Source organism: Borrelia miyamotoi, assembly GCF_019668505.1.
Taxonomy (GTDB): Bacteria; Spirochaetota; Spirochaetia; order Borreliales; family Borreliaceae; genus Borrelia; species Borrelia miyamotoi.
This window is the reverse complement of the sequence record NZ_AP024371.1, coordinates 813748-828128: the sequence shown is the minus strand read 5'-3', so window position 1 is coordinate 828128 and position 14381 is coordinate 813748. Positions and strand designations below refer to the sequence as shown.

At 29.5% G+C, this 14381-nt stretch carries 18 protein-coding genes and 1 tRNA gene; 5 read left to right on the top strand and 14 right to left on the bottom strand.

Features of this window, described 5'->3' with window-relative positions; translation table 11 throughout:
* Positions 1-44: 44 nt before the first annotated feature.
* The 14 genes from ftsH to K5Q05_RS03870 all read right to left on the bottom strand — a co-directional run bounded on the left by ftsH (position 45) and on the right by K5Q05_RS03870 (position 10159).
* Positions 45-1952, bottom strand: a complete 1908-nt coding sequence (gene ftsH, locus K5Q05_RS03935; protein ID WP_099497047.1) for an ATP-dependent zinc metalloprotease FtsH — start codon at positions 1950-1952, stop codon at positions 45-47.
* Entirely contained in the window at positions 1949-3265 is a 1317-nt protein-coding gene (gene tilS / locus K5Q05_RS03930; RefSeq protein WP_044003302.1) for a tRNA lysidine(34) synthetase TilS, read from the bottom strand. Before tilS ends, ftsH begins: the two co-directional genes overlap by 4 nt.
* Positions 3265-3831: an aminoacyl-tRNA hydrolase gene (gene pth / locus K5Q05_RS03925; RefSeq protein WP_025443439.1), complete on the bottom strand. Its 567-nt coding sequence runs from the start codon at positions 3829-3831 to the stop codon at positions 3265-3267. The genes tilS and pth overlap by 1 nt, the downstream gene beginning before the upstream one ends.
* A 6-nt stretch (positions 3832-3837) precedes the next feature.
* Complete coding sequence (locus K5Q05_RS03920) at positions 3838-4389, bottom strand: 50S ribosomal protein L25/general stress protein Ctc (RefSeq protein WP_025443440.1); 552 nt, start codon at positions 4387-4389, stop codon at positions 3838-3840.
* A gap of 23 nt (positions 4390-4412) precedes the next feature.
* Positions 4413-4484, bottom strand: a tRNA-Gln gene (locus K5Q05_RS03915).
* 63 nt (positions 4485-4547) lie between these two features.
* Positions 4548-4838, bottom strand: coding sequence for a septation regulator SpoVG (gene spoVG, locus K5Q05_RS03910; protein ID WP_025443441.1), 291 nt, complete (start codon positions 4836-4838; stop codon positions 4548-4550).
* A 402-nt stretch (positions 4839-5240) separates the two neighbouring features.
* Positions 5241-6425 (bottom strand): LCP family protein, encoded by a 1185-nt coding sequence (locus K5Q05_RS03905; RefSeq protein WP_025443442.1) that lies wholly within the window; start codon positions 6423-6425, stop codon positions 5241-5243.
* Positions 6426-6998, bottom strand: a complete 573-nt coding sequence (gene nadD / locus K5Q05_RS03900) for a nicotinate (nicotinamide) nucleotide adenylyltransferase (protein ID WP_025443443.1) — start codon at positions 6996-6998, stop codon at positions 6426-6428.
* Positions 6999-7055: 57 nt separating this feature from the next.
* A complete protein-coding gene (obgE, locus tag K5Q05_RS03895) occupies positions 7056-8039 on the bottom strand; it encodes a GTPase ObgE (protein ID WP_025443444.1) in 984 nt (327 codons plus the stop codon).
* A gap of 25 nt (positions 8040-8064) precedes the next feature.
* Positions 8065-8310: a 50S ribosomal protein L27 gene (gene rpmA, locus K5Q05_RS03890; RefSeq protein ID WP_025443445.1), complete on the bottom strand. Its 246-nt coding sequence runs from the start codon at positions 8308-8310 to the stop codon at positions 8065-8067.
* Positions 8297-8629 (bottom strand): ribosomal-processing cysteine protease Prp, encoded by a 333-nt coding sequence (locus K5Q05_RS03885; RefSeq protein ID WP_025443446.1) that lies wholly within the window; start codon positions 8627-8629, stop codon positions 8297-8299. The genes rpmA and K5Q05_RS03885 overlap by 14 nt, the downstream gene beginning before the upstream one ends.
* Positions 8629-8943: a 50S ribosomal protein L21 gene (gene rplU / locus K5Q05_RS03880; protein ID WP_025443447.1), complete on the bottom strand. Its 315-nt coding sequence runs from the start codon at positions 8941-8943 to the stop codon at positions 8629-8631. Before rplU ends, K5Q05_RS03885 begins: the two co-directional genes overlap by 1 nt.
* Before the next feature lie 119 nt (positions 8944-9062).
* Complete coding sequence (locus tag K5Q05_RS03875) at positions 9063-9593, bottom strand: adenine phosphoribosyltransferase (protein WP_025443448.1); 531 nt, start codon at positions 9591-9593, stop codon at positions 9063-9065.
* 26 nt (positions 9594-9619) lie between these two features.
* Positions 9620-10159, bottom strand: coding sequence for a DUF2147 domain-containing protein (locus K5Q05_RS03870; RefSeq protein WP_025443449.1), 540 nt, complete (start codon positions 10157-10159; stop codon positions 9620-9622).
* Between the two features lie 250 nt (positions 10160-10409).
* Between K5Q05_RS03870 and flgF the strand changes: the two genes are divergently transcribed.
* The 5 genes from flgF to K5Q05_RS03845 all read left to right on the top strand — a co-directional run bounded on the left by flgF (position 10410) and on the right by K5Q05_RS03845 (position 14273).
* Positions 10410-11258, top strand: a complete 849-nt coding sequence (gene flgF, locus K5Q05_RS03865) for a flagellar basal-body rod protein FlgF (RefSeq protein WP_025443450.1) — start codon at positions 10410-10412, stop codon at positions 11256-11258.
* 12 nt (positions 11259-11270) lie between these two features.
* Complete coding sequence (gene flgG, locus K5Q05_RS03860; protein ID WP_025443451.1) at positions 11271-12065, top strand: flagellar basal-body rod protein FlgG; 795 nt, start codon at positions 11271-11273, stop codon at positions 12063-12065.
* A gap of 59 nt (positions 12066-12124) precedes the next feature.
* The gene (locus K5Q05_RS03855) at positions 12125-12730 is read left to right on the top strand and encodes a hypothetical protein (RefSeq protein ID WP_232515435.1); all 606 of its coding nucleotides are present in this window, start codon (positions 12125-12127) and stop codon (positions 12728-12730) included.
* Positions 12731-12930: 200 nt separating this feature from the next.
* On the top strand, positions 12931-13926 hold the full coding sequence (locus K5Q05_RS03850; protein WP_099497048.1) for a flagellar basal body P-ring protein FlgI: 996 nt from the start codon (positions 12931-12933) through the stop codon (positions 13924-13926).
* Positions 13927-13928: 2 nt separating this feature from the next.
* Entirely contained in the window at positions 13929-14273 is a 345-nt protein-coding gene (locus K5Q05_RS03845; RefSeq protein ID WP_025443453.1) for a rod-binding protein, read from the top strand.
* The last annotated feature ends 108 nt before the right edge of the window (positions 14274-14381 follow it).

Here is a 14381-nt window from a genome sequence, read left to right as displayed (position 1 = left end):
ATTTTCAACCATAAGCCGCACAACCCCATCATTCAAAACCTTAATTATACATTTCCTATCTCCATTTTAGATTCTTCTAAACTTTTTTCATAATCATTTTCGATAATTTTAAATCCTAAAAGTTCTCTTATTTCATTATCTGTCAAAGTTTCCCTTGCAATCAAGGCTTCTGCAAGTTTAACTAACTGCTCCTTATGCTTAATCAAAATATCTGATGCTTCTTTCAAACATCCCTCAAGAATTTTTTTAACTTCTCTGTCTACTCTATCAGCAGTATTTTCAGAATAAGCTTTTGATTTAGAAAATTCTTTTGGAAGGAAAATTGGAGCCTCATCATCTACCAAAAATATTGGACCTACGTCTTCTCCCATACCCCACTCTGTAACCATTTTTTTTGCCAAATTAGTAGCCTGCATTAAATCATTCTGTACACCAGCCGTAGTAAAACCTAAATTAATCTGCTCACTAGCATAACCACCATAACATATCTTAATTTTATCAAGAATCTGATTTTTATTTATTGAAAGCCTATCCTCTCTAGGAAGTGAAAAAGCAACTCCAAGAGCTCTACCTCTAGGAATAATACTAACCTTATGTAAAGGATCAGCATACTCAAGATAATAATGAAGCAAAGCATGTCCTGCTTCATGATAAGCTGTTTCAAGTTTCTGTCTATCAGTAATCATCATGGATTTCTTGGCAACACCCATTAATATTTTATCTCTAGCCTCTTCTAAATCACTCATAAGAATTTCAGACTGATTATTCCTTGCAGCAATTAAAGCTCCCTCATTAATTAAATTTGCAAGATCAGCACCACTAACACCAGGAGTAGCCCTTGCTATCACTTGTAAATCAATTCTTTTTGAAAATTTAGTCTTCTTAGCATGTATATTCAGTATTGCTTCTCTCTCCTTAATATCAGGCAAAGTTACTGTTACTTGTCTATCAAACCTCCCAGGTCTAAGCAAAGCAGAATCAAGAACGTCAGGTCTATTTGTTGCTGCCATCACAATTACATTAGTATATGTCCCAAAGCCATCCATTTCAACCAATAACTGATTAAGAGTTTGCTCTCTCTCATCATGACCACCACCAAGACCAGCTCCACGGCTTCTTCCAACAGCATCAAGTTCGTCAATAAAAATTATGCAAGGAGCATTTTTTCTTGCATTGTCAAATAAATCTCTAACACGACTTGCACCAACCCCTACAAACATCTCAACAAAATCAGAACCTGACATATGAAAAAAATTTACACCAGCCTCACCTGCAACAGCTTTAGCAAGCAAAGTTTTTCCTGTCCCAGGAGATCCAACTAAAAGAACGCCTTTTGGGATTCTTGCACCTATCTTCTCAAATTTTTTAGGATACTTAAGAAATTCAACCACTTCATTAAGTTCCTGCTTAACTTCTTCTTGACCAGCAACATCTTTAAAAGTAACCTTATTTTTTCCTGCTTCATACTTTTGAGCATTACTTTTTCCAAATGAAAAAACTTTTCCTCCACCACCCTGAGTTTGACGAAATATAAAAAAGAAAAAAATAAAAAATAATATCCATGGTAAAGTTTGAAAAATAACACTAAGTAAAGAAGATTGACTCTTTCCAGAACTTACTTCAACCTTCTTAGCTTTAAGCTCAGCAAGCAAACTGATATCAAAGTAAGGGATATTAGTAAAAAAATAAGATCTTTCTAAATTTGAATTCTTTACAACAAACTGAATTTGACTTTTATCAATTATAACCACTGACTCAATTAAACCACTATCCAAATAAGTTTGAAATGTGCTATAAGGTACACTTTTATAACTATTTCCAGCTCGCATGAAATAAGACATAAATATTGCCAAAACTAAGAAGATTATAACAAGAATTAAAATCCAATTCTTATTTTTCTTTTTGTTATTAGATTTGCAATTATTATTCAAGTTATTATTGTTAATACTCATTCCTTTAAAAATCCTCCGATCAAAGATATATTAATTTTTTTAAGAATACTCCTATCACTCCATATTAATTTTAAAGTATTTAAATCAATAATTCCAATTATCTTATCATTTAAAACTAATAACATTAAATAGAGTGGATTATATCTTACAAACTTAGAAAAAAACTTCTTTGATTGCAACTTATTTTTAAAAAATCTATGCCTAAACTCATAAGAACAACATCTCAATGTCAATATAGAATCATCTTCACACTCCAAATATTTTAACAAAATCTTACCTAAAGATAAACTATGATATTCATTAAGTTTTAAGAAAAAATCAAAAGATTCATGCATCTCCTCAGATTCCTTAAAAACAAGATTAATTTTATCTTTACGTTTTTCTAAAAAAAAATCATCGGTCCTTAATAAAATTTTACTCCTTTTGTAAACAGGATTTACCCTAAAAATCTCACCTAGAGCTCTATATGATAGAGTTGAAACAATGCCCTCTAAATTTAAAATCTTGAAAATACTTCTAAAAACCAAATATTTTGGCAGACTGAAAAAAGTAAAAGCGTCAAAAGAATAATAGTAATTACCCTTACTAAAGGGAAGAAAATCCTTCTTATCAAAATAATCTACAAGCTCACTAGAAAAATCAGATATTCTTTCTAAGCCCCTTTCATACCCTTTAAAAATTTTTTCAATAACTGGAATAAGATTAATTCTAATTTTATTTCTTAAATATAAATCCTCAAGATTAGTACTATCAACAAAATAAACGATATTATTCAAAGAAAGAAATTCTTCAATCTCTTTTCTTGATACTTCAAGTAAAGGTCTAATAATGTTACCATTAATAATTGGAATACCAGAAAATCCATCCAAAAACGAACCCTGGAAAAATCTCATCACCAGGGTCTCAAATTGATCATTCTTATTATGAGCAAGAGCAATATAACTAGCCTTATTTTCGCTAAAAGCTTCTAATAAAGCATTATAGCGATATTTTCTAGCCAAATCTTCAATTGACATACTAAGTTGCCTAGATTCTCTCTTTATATCAACACTACATTCCTTTATTTGAAAAGTAATATTATGAAAATTACAAAACGTTTTTACATGCTCTATTTCTAAATTTTGTTCGAATTCCGGTCTTATATAATGCGCAAAATAAAGTGCAATAATATTATTATTTAAATATTCCTTTAAACTTAATAGCAAAGCAGTAGAATCTGCACCTCCTGAAAAAGCAACCACCACTTTTCCTTTGGTTAAAGAATTTTTTTCATAAAAACTTTCTATTTTTGTTATTATATTATTCCCAAACATCAAAAATTACTAGAATTAATAGTTGCAACTTTATGTTCAAAATTAAAACCATCAACATCTAATATCTCTTCACTTAAAAACTCAAAGACATTTTTAATACGCTCCAGTTCAATATCGCTAAATTTTGACAGAACAAAATCTCTAAGACTGGATTCATTATTGCAACCAACCCCAATATAAAGTCTACTATACTTAGTACTTCCTAGGCTATCAGAAATAGAACGAAGCCCATTATGAGTAGAAGTCCCTCCTATTTTTCTAAGTTTACACTTTCCCAAAGGCAAATCAACATTATCAACTACAACTAGCATATTAGTTATTTTCATATGAAACCTAGCAAAAACAGAAGGAAAAATATTACCAATCAAATTCACATAAGTTAAAGGCTTAACAAAAACTACCCTTCTACTTTGAAGATTAAAATCAGAATATTCATAATTTTTTACCCTTTTAAAAGAAAGACCATTTTTAACTACCAATTTATCTATAAATTCAAAACCGACATTATGTCTAGTATGCAAAAAATTAGACCCGGGATTACCCAGGCCAATTATTAACAAATTCATAATTCTCTATCTTACAATTAAAATAGCTAAATTTTCATCCTCTTCGGAAAGCCTAACACTATCAGAAAATACAATATCCTTGAAAGTTATTTGCTCCCCTTTCTTCACAGGTGTTAAATCCACTTCAACAAATTCTGGTAAATCTAAAGGCAAAGATCTAACTTTAATTTTAGTCCGCATCACACTTAAAATTCCACCCTCTTCCTTAACGCCAATAGAAGCTCCTACAAATTTAATTGAAACATCCCTTTCAATCTCTTTATCTCTATCAATTTCATAAAAATCAACATGATAAATAAATTTTTTAGTTAAATTTTCACTTACATCTTTAACAAAAACACATCTCTCAACTTTTCCATCACTTAAAATTAAAACAGTATTATCTGTAAACTTAGCAAATTTCTTATTAAATTCACTACCCTTAACTTTTATATGAAGGACATCGTTCCCCTTTCCGTACACAACAGCTGGTATATCAGACTTTGATCTTATCCTACGAGCACATGATGAACCAAAATCTAAACGGCCCTCATATCTTAAAATCCTACTACTATCCAAAATGAAACTCCTAATATAAAATACTGGGACGGAAGGATTCGAACCCTCGCATGCCTGGACCAAAACCAGGTGACTTACCACTTGTCGACGTCCCAAATACTTAATTATCCACAAACCAAAAGAATACAAAATACAATACACTTTGTCAATAATATTTTCTAACCTAATTCAAGTGCAAGATTTGAAGGATTTTCCTTGACATATTCCTTAAAAATAGCAGTTTGCAAAATCTCTCTAAAATTTTGATTAATAGGATGCACAATGTCCTTATACTCTCCAACTTTAGTTCTTCTATTAGGCATAACAATAAAAATACCTTTTTGCCCCCTAATAACCCTAATATTATGTAGAACTAAACAATCGTCAAAAGTAACCGTAACATATGCCAATAATTTCGAACCGGGATTTTTATTCTCAACTTTCCTAATTCTTATGTCTGTAATATTCACCTCTAGGCCTCCCTAAATACATGTCTTAAATCTAGAATATTTTTAATTTTTTGTAAATAATTATTGCGATATTTTTATTTTTTCTAATTAAATAACTTCTCCCCTATCTCATATATTTTCAAGCTCATAGTATACTCGACCTTTGCACTCATCAAATGTATAATTAAATTTTTACACAAAATAATTGTTAAATCATGAACAAACACCTTGCTTTGATCACAATAATTAAAATTTTTCCTTAAAGAACTATAACCAATCTCTCAGAATATAAAGCCTCCATTTGCTTAAATGATAAACAAAAAACAATAATAAAAAATCTACCCAATTAAAAACAGAACTAATACTAATACCCAAAACATTAATTCCGACAAATCAAATATCATCTCGTATAACTTCTTAAGATTATTTGTTTTTAACGTATCTCCCATCAAAATCATCTCCCAAAATGACTATTACATCAGGAATCATATCGGGTACATCAAGTCCTAAAGTATCTATATGAAATTCAGAAGATGGTTTAATGTTTTTTGCTCTAATCACATCCCCAACTTTAATGGCTATTTCTAAATTATCCGAATTATTTATTATTAAAGTATGAGAATAATTATGACTATCTGCATTGCCAAACCTTACAACCTTAAATTTAAAAGATTTGAAAATATCAGCCGCATTCCTTGCAAGTCCAGCTGTTTTAGTTCCATTTAAAACAACAACTTTTATTGCATCCTCATTCTTAGTTTCACCTATTAAATCTCTATTCAAATTTTCTATTGACTCCTTAAGAACAGCTCCCCCATAATAAGGGAAAATAACTTTTATTAAATTATCATCATTATCCTTAAGTGTTTCTTCTTGACCCTTAATATTAATAAAAATAAGTTTCTCATTATTTATTTTATAATTGGCAAAAATATACTTAAATATAATTTCAGAAAGATTAGTATCTAACATGAAATACATTTTAGATAAATAATCATGCTCTTCTTTAAAATCAGAAAATTGTGCCAAGAATTTTTTAAAAAATTCCTTAAAAAATTCAAATCTTTCACTATAAGAAGCAATATCTCTGAAATAACTCAAATAATCATAAGATTTATCTCCATCAAAAAAAGAATTACCAGAAGGTATTAAGACAGGACGTGCCAGATTATATACTTTAACAGAGTTTTTAACAAGAAGTTGTACGCCACCAATATAGTCAATAAATTTTAAAAAATTATTCTTTTTAAAACGAATATAATAATCAGATTCATGATTTAACTGTCTAAATATTTTAGACAAAAATTCACTAAAGCTATTTTTTTTATATAAATCTTCAAACCAAGACACATTCCCTTTTAAATCCTCATAACCTGTATAAACAGGAATATCTAAAAATCCAATATTTCCTGTTTTCATATTAATAAAAATCTCTTGCATACTCAAAAGACTAGCATTATCATCTTCTATTAAAAATAAAAAACTAATATTATTCTTAGCATTCAACTCAAAATATATTTGCTCTCTTTTAGAACTATCAACAAAGAAAATTATAATACCAAGAATTATTAAAATAATTAAAACTAAAAAAAATAATTCTTTTCTCAATTATTTACCTTTAACATATAAATTATTATTTTTAATATATTGCAAAACGTCAAAGGGAAGTAAATAATCAACAGGTAGCCCTTTTTCAATCCTACTTCTAATCTCTGAAGAAGAAATAGGAAATATTTTATTATTAATATAAGTATGTTTAAACCGACTAATTATTTCTTCATTGTAAATCCTGTGAACTATCACAAGATTAACAGATTCAACTATTACCTCTGGATTCTTCCACGAATCAAAATCCTTAAAAAGATCATCACCAATTATCAAATAGATCTCATCATAAATATATTTATTCTTAATACAAGCAATAGTATCAACAGTATAAGTTATTCCACCATTGATTATGTCACATTCATCAACAAACATCTTACTTTCATGCTGTATTGCCAATTTAAGCATTTCAATTCTATCTTTAACGCTGATACTTTCAATACGCTTATGAACAGGTTTATGAGTAGGAATAAATATGATTTTATCAACACTTAGAAAGTGTTCTATCTCCTTTGCCAAAAACATATGTCCAATATGAACAGGATTATAAGTACCACCCAATATTGCTATTCGCATAAATCTCCTATCTTAATACATCCATTATAAGCCTCTAAAAAAGAGGAAATAATTCTATCAAATTTCTGATAAAGTAAAAAGCTCACTAACAAGCTCATTTATTCCTCTATTCTCATAAATAGAAATTCCTAAAATTCTTTCACTTTCTAAAGCTCTTTTTAGTTCATTAAATCCATCAACTGCACCATCTAAATCAAGTTTATTAGCAACAATTACTCGCTTCTTGCTTAAAAACTCAACATTATATTTACCAAGCTCATTAAAAAGAATCTTATAATCACTCAAAAAATTATTACTAGCAACATCAATCAAAAAGACTAAAACTTTGGTATTTGAAATATGTCTTAAAAATTCAAACCCAAGACCCAACCCCCGACTCGAACCTTCTATTATCCCAGGCACATCAGCAATCACTAAATCATCGCAACAAGACTTAATCACACCAAGATGTGGAACCCTAGTAGTAAAAGGATAATTTGCAACTTTTGACTTTGAAGCAGTTATTGTAGAAATAAGAGAAGATTTTCCTGCATTAGGAAGTCCAACAATCCCAATATCAGCTATTAATGATAATTCAAGACGCAAATTCAAGGTCATACCAGATTCTCCAGGCTGAGCAAATCTTGGAGTCCTTCTTGTAGAACTTTTAAAATTTGCATTACCAAGCCCACCTCTTCCACCCTTTAAAATAATTACTTCTTCATCAAAGCTTTGAAGTTCAAACAACACAGAATCGGTAACAGCATCATAAACACGAGTATTCGGAGGAACAAAAACAACTAAATTTTCACCAGAAGCTCCGCTTTTTTTAGAACCCATCCCAGGCTTACCATCACTAGCAGAAAGTCGCTGACCATTTCTATAAAGAGATAAAGTCTTAAGATTGGTTTTGACCTTAAAAATTACATTTCCACCTCTTCCTCCATTACCACCATCAGGACCCCCTTTAGCTTTAAACCTTTCTCGCAAAAAAGAAATAGAACCTGAACCTCCATCACCTGAAGATACAGTTATGTTTAAAGAATCTTTAAATGTATGCAAATCAACCTCAACTATGACAATAGTATTAAACAATATTTATATACTTTCGGCCCTTAAAAGTTTTAAACTCTACTATACCATCCTTTAATGCAAATATTGTATAATCTCTGCCAAGTCCAGCATTTTTACCTTGATGAAATTTTGTACCTCTTTGACGCACAATTATTTCTCCAGCCTTCACAAATTGTCCACCACTCCTCTTAACACCAAGCCTCTTAGATATAGAATCTCTTCCATTCTTAGAACTACCACCACTTTTACTTGTTGCCACTAGTTTCCTCCAAAATTAATTTAATATCATAAGGATATTCAAAGCACAAATCCTTTACACCTTGTATTAAAAACCTACTATAATAAAAAAGACTCTGCTTATTCAAATTCCCAAAAGAAGCCTCAAATTTCAAGTAACCTCTTAAAGAATTATCCACAATAAAATTTTCTTCCTCACAATCAAGAATACTTAAAAAAGTCCTTAAAATAAAAGAAAATGAAGCACAAACTATGTTTACATAACCATTTCCTTGTGCATGTCCATTAGCTAAAATATAGATAACCACATTATTATGGGTTTTTATTAAAATATTAATCACTAACTAACAATTATGTTGTCAACTAAAATATATGAATAAGATTGACGATGACCAACTTTTCTCTCACTTGACTTTCTTCTCCTATATCTGTAAGAAATAACCTTTTTATCTTTTTTAGCTTCTACATAAGTACATTTTACACAAGAACCAAAAATATAAGGTTTTCCTATTTTTACATCACCACCCTTATTAACAAGCATTACACTGTCAAATTCTAATTTATCCCCTTCATTGGCTTCAATCTTATCTATCTTTAATATTTCTCCCATAACAGCTTTATACTGCTTACCCTTTATTTCCAACAACGCATACATAATACAATTCAACCCCCTCAATGTTTAAACTAAGGCATTATAAATTTAATAAAATTTAAAGTCAATCACTCAAATTCAATTAATAATTCAAATTTATTTACTAAAAAGTAATTATAATATCAAGAATACTTAACAAGAGAATTAAAACTATATTCCCTCAAAATACCTCGACCATTTATGCCTACAAGCTCAATGAAACAAAATATATCAGAAACTATCCCACCTGCCTTTTCAAGCAACATAGCAGCTGCTTTCAAAGTCCCTCCAGTAGCCAAAATGTCATCGACCAACAAAATATTTGAATGTTGTTTAACATCATCCTTATGTATTTCAATACTGCTAAATCCATATTCAAGCTCATATTTCTCTTTTAAAACTTGTCTTGGAAGCTTACCTTCTTTTCGAATTAACAAAAGAGGTAAACTCATTTTTAAAGCCAAAGGCGCACCAATAAGATATCCTCTTGATTCAATAGCAGCAATACAATCAATTTTTCTTGTTGAATAAAAAGCATGCACATCTCTCACTAAAGACTTATATGCTTCTACTTTTAGTAAAACATTAGTAATATCATAAAAAAGTATACCTTCCTTTGGAAAGTTAGGAACTTTCATAATAAACTTATCATAATATCCCGTTTTATCTTTCATTGAGATTTCCCACAAAACATAAATATCTATCTCTCTGTTACAGGAGGCTCTGGGATTATGCCTTCTACATTTAAACTTGGCACTTCATCTTCTTTAGCTCTTGTCCAAACCTTACTCCTACCAAAAACCCACACCTTGCCCTTAGTAACAAGATTACCTGTTTTTGAATCCACTCTCATCTCAGAAGTATAAATCTTACCGTTCTTAGGATCAATAATTTTTCCATAATCCCATTTATCAGCAGATTTAATATACCTAAGTCCCCACATAAAATCAAGACCTTCAGTGCTTAAATGCTCAAAACCCACAACTTTAGAACCAGAAGGATTATTAATATCATACACCTTACCATCCTTTATTACATTTAAAATTCTACCATAAACTTTATCATCGTGCTTATAAACATAAATTACAGAATTTTTAATATTTGTACTATCATCATATCCAACCCAATATCCTAAAACTTCACTACCATCTTTTTCATCCTCTGTTTTTTCAGACTCTGCAAACGCAAAAAACGAAAAACAAAATAAAAAAAATATAATTTTTAACAAATTATTACTCATAAAAACTCCTAAATTAATATCTGAATCAAGAATTTAAATAGACTATAATAAAAGCAAATTATACATTTATTTTATGCTTTTTGCAAAAGAAATAACTTATCATCATACAACTTAAGTTATTCAAAAATCGATGTTTCAAACTGTTTATATCAAAATAAACATAAATATAAATAATAAATAGATTAGAATTGATATACAATGATTTTAGTGATAGAATTAGTTATACAAGTAAAAATAATGGGGATTTAATTTGGTAAGAGGAATTTATACTGCTGCCAGCGGGATGATGGCACAAAGATATAGACTAGATGTTATAGCTAATAATTTAGCAAATATTGATCTTACGGGATATAAAAAAGATTTATCCATACAAAAAGCATTCCCTGAAATGTTAATCAAGCGAGTTAATGACGACGGCCTTTACAAATTTCCTAAAGGATACCTTGAAACAGCTCCTGTTGTCGGCAAAATTGGCACAGGAGTCGAAGAAAATGAAATATATACTTCCTTTGAGCAAGGACCACTAAAAATCACTGGAAATCCTCTTGATTTAGCATTAACCAATGAAGGCTTTTTTGTTGTTCAAACACCAGAGGGATCAAGATATACAAGAAATGGTTCTTTTACACTAGGGAAAGAAGGTATACTGGTCACAAAAGATGGATATCCTGTGATTGGGGAAAAGGGGTACATACACCTAAAACATAATAACTTCAAAATAACAGATCAAGGACAAATATTTCATAATACAACATTTGAAGAAAATCCTAAAAGACTTGTAAGTGAACATGAAAATTCTTGGGAAAACTATGAACTCCTTGATAACCTAAAAATTGTAAATTTTGAAAAACCAAGATTTTTAAAAAAGCAAGGAAGCTCACTTTGGAACAGCACAGAAATATCTGGAGAAGCTAAAGATATTGCAATAAACTCAAGGCCCAAAATTGAAACTGGTGCCTTAGAAGGATCAAATGTAAATGCTATTAACGAAATGGTATCAATGATTACAGTCAACAGAGCTTATGAAGCAAATCAAAAAATAATACAAACCGAGGATTCACTTCTTGGTAAATTAATTAATGAAATTGGAAAGTTTTAAGGAGATTAGTTTATGATGAGAGCACTCTGGACAGCAGCCAGCGGAATGAAAGCACAACAATATAATGTGGACACAATTGCAAACAATCTTTCAAATGTAAATACCACAGGATTTAAAAAGATAAGAGCTGAATTTGAAGATCTAATATACCAAACACAAAGAAGGGCAGGAACCCCTGCAACTGAGGATACAGTAAGGCCTATTGGCAACCAAGTTGGACACGGAACAAAAGTATCAGCAACACACAGAATCTTTGAACAAGGAAAGTTGCAGGCCACCAATTTAAACACTGATATTGCAATTGAAGGTGACGGATTTTACAAGGTTCTTCTCCCAGATGGTACCTACGGATATACCAGAGATGGTTCATTTAAAATTGACTCAAATGGAGCGCTTGTAACAAGTCAAGGATACAAATTGTTACCTGATATATCCTTTCCTGAAGGATATATAAAAGATTCCATTGCAATATCTGAAGAAGGAATAATCTCTGTAAAAGTTGATGAAAATCCTGCTCCAATTGAACTTGGACAAATAGAAATTATACGATTCATCAACCCATCAGGTCTAAATGCAATTGGAAATAACATCTTTAAAGAAACAATTGGTTCTGGAGAAGAAATATCAGGAACACCGGGAAGTAACGGAATGGGTAAACTAAGACAAGGAATTCTTGAAATGTCAAATGTATCAATTGCAGACGAACTAGTAACAATGATCGTTGCACAAAGGGCCTATGAGGTAAACTCAAAAGCAATTCAAACCTCAGATAATATGCTAGGAATTGCCAATAACTTAAAAAGGTAGTGAAACCACTTACTAAAAAACTTATATTATGCTATCTACTTGCAATCAATTTATCCCAAATGACACTTTATGCTTATAACACCTGTTTTACAATATCCCCTAGCAAGGTATATTTTTTTTCAAAAGAATATTCAAAAATATGTCATGCCAATAACTTATCACAAATTTACATAGGTTCACATTTTAAGAAAAAACAAATAATATTTGAAATGATTGACTATATCACAAAGGATCTAGCAAACAAAAATATTTACATATTACAATTCAGTTTTGATGAATCAGAAATCAATATAGTAAATAAATTCTCCAATAACATAAAATTTAAAGCAATAAAAAACATATTATATAAAAACATACCAATTCAAAAAACTTTGGTTTATTATGCAGAAAAATTTGAAGATTATAAAAAACATAACAAAATAAACATGTACATTGACATAATAGAACCAATTGTATTTGCAAAATCAAACTTAAAGGCAGGTCAAAGCTTAAACGAATACAATATTTACTTTCAATATAAAATAAATACAACTAGAAACAATGAAATCTTAAGCTTAAACGCATTAAACCAAAGCAACTATACAGTACTACACGATATAATGCAAAATGACGAGATAAAGCTAAACAAAATACAAAAACAACAAGAATTTATGCCTAAACTATAAATTCTTAGCCCTATTATTATATTATTCTTATTCATCAATTGTAAAACAATCAAAGAACCATAAAAATTTACTTCTAATAAAACCTAACTACAAAAAACAACATTAGTACAATCTAAAGCAAAAATGAATAAATTAAAAAGCAATTGAAATAATATTAAAATAAAGGTAAACTATATTGCCATACAAAAGGAATATATATCATGAAAACATTGATAATCATAGCCATACTAAGCCTAAAGACTGTCATCAGCTCATTCACACAAGAAAATCAACCTTCAAAAAATTTTATTAAAGATAATAATATCATCAATCGAATAAGCGAGCAAATAAAGATAAAAGATCTTGCAGAAATAAAATCTAATGATTCACACACGTTAACAGGCATTGGAATAGTAGCAGGACTTACTGATAAAGGAGACTCCTCAAAGGGAAAAGAAATTTTAAATCAAGCTTTAAAAGAAATTGGCATAAATGAAATAGATCTAACAAAAATAGAAAGTAAAAATATCGCACTAGTAAGTGCAACAATCAAAATCAATGGGAATATGATTAAAGGCACAAATCAGAACGTTTACATAGCATCCATGCTAGATTCAAAAGACCTAACAAACGGCATACTTTTAAAAACAGAATTAAGAAATAAAGAAGGAAAAGTAATAGCAACTGCATCCGGACCAATATCAACTAACTCAAAATCAAAAGGTACAGGATATATATTAAATGGAGCAACAATACATGAGAATAAAGACTATACAAATTACAACATAATTCTAAAAAAGGAAGATCATACTTTAGCAGATTCAATAAGCAAAAAACTAACAAGCAAAAAGATAAAAAATAGTATAAAATCAGGAAAAATCATAGAAATTGAAATTAAAGAAACTGAATTACTAAGTGAAATTGAAAAAATAGAAATAGAAACCATGCCCAAGGTCCTAATAAGCGAGAAAAACAAACTAATTATAGCAAGCAAAAACGCAGAAATAGGACCACTTATACTTGCAATTGAAAGATATGAAAAAAATTCATTTAGCAATAAAAAAAACGAAAAAGTAAAAATAGAAATAGAAAAGATGAAAATAAGTGAATTCATATTAAAAAATTCAGATTCACTTAGCAATGAAGAGCTAATAAAAATAATTAAGGCATCTAAAAAAATTAATAAATTAAATGGGGAACTAATTTTGGAGGAATAAATATGATAAACAAAATTAACCTACAAATCTTAGAAACAAAAAATCAAATAAAACAAATAAAAAATTTAAAAACCAAAGTACAAGAAAAAACAAATCAACACAAAAACAACCTTAAAATTTATACAGCTGCATTAGAATTCGAGACAATATTTATAGAGCAAATGCTTAAGAGCATAAAAAATTCTTTAAAAAAAGAAAATAATCTAATTAATGGTGGACAAACAGAGGAAATTTTTGAAGATATGCTCTATTCAGAAAGAGCAAAACAAATAGCAAAATCTAAAAGTTTCAGGCTTGCTGATTTAATCAGCAATCAAATAGCAGAAGTAGACAATTCTAGAAAATAATTTATATTCAATTAAAACATCAATTATTTTCTAAATTGGCATGATTTTTGCAGCACATCAAAGGGAGAAGGATGTTAATAGACAAATTTAAAAGATGGGAGAAGTATT

Coding starts and splice junctions, on each gene's coding strand:
- K5Q05_RS03855 (WP_232515435.1), top strand. CDS start 12,125: ATGACACTTTATGCTTATAACACCTGTTTTACAATATCCCCTAGCAAG.
- nadD (WP_025443443.1), bottom strand. CDS start 6,998: ATGCGAATAGCAATATTGGGTGGTACTTATAATCCTGTTCATATTGGA.
- ftsH (WP_099497047.1), bottom strand. CDS start 1,952: ATGAGTATTAACAATAATAACTTGAATAATAATTGCAAATCTAATAAC.
- rplU (WP_025443447.1), bottom strand. CDS start 8,943: ATGTATGCGTTGTTGGAAATAAAGGGTAAGCAGTATAAAGCTGTTATG.
- tilS (WP_044003302.1), bottom strand. CDS start 3,265: ATGTTTGGGAATAATATAATAACAAAAATAGAAAGTTTTTATGAAAAA.
- pth (WP_025443439.1), bottom strand. CDS start 3,831: ATGAATTTGTTAATAATTGGCCTGGGTAATCCCGGGTCTAATTTTTTG.
- K5Q05_RS03870 (WP_025443449.1), bottom strand. CDS start 10,159: ATGAGTAATAATTTGTTAAAAATTATATTTTTTTTATTTTGTTTTTCG.
- K5Q05_RS03845 (WP_025443453.1), top strand. CDS start 13,929: ATGATAAACAAAATTAACCTACAAATCTTAGAAACAAAAAATCAAATA.
- K5Q05_RS03850 (WP_099497048.1), top strand. CDS start 12,931: ATGAAAACATTGATAATCATAGCCATACTAAGCCTAAAGACTGTCATC.
- flgG (WP_025443451.1), top strand. CDS start 11,271: ATGATGAGAGCACTCTGGACAGCAGCCAGCGGAATGAAAGCACAACAA.
- K5Q05_RS03875 (WP_025443448.1), bottom strand. CDS start 9,593: ATGAAAGATAAAACGGGATATTATGATAAGTTTATTATGAAAGTTCCT.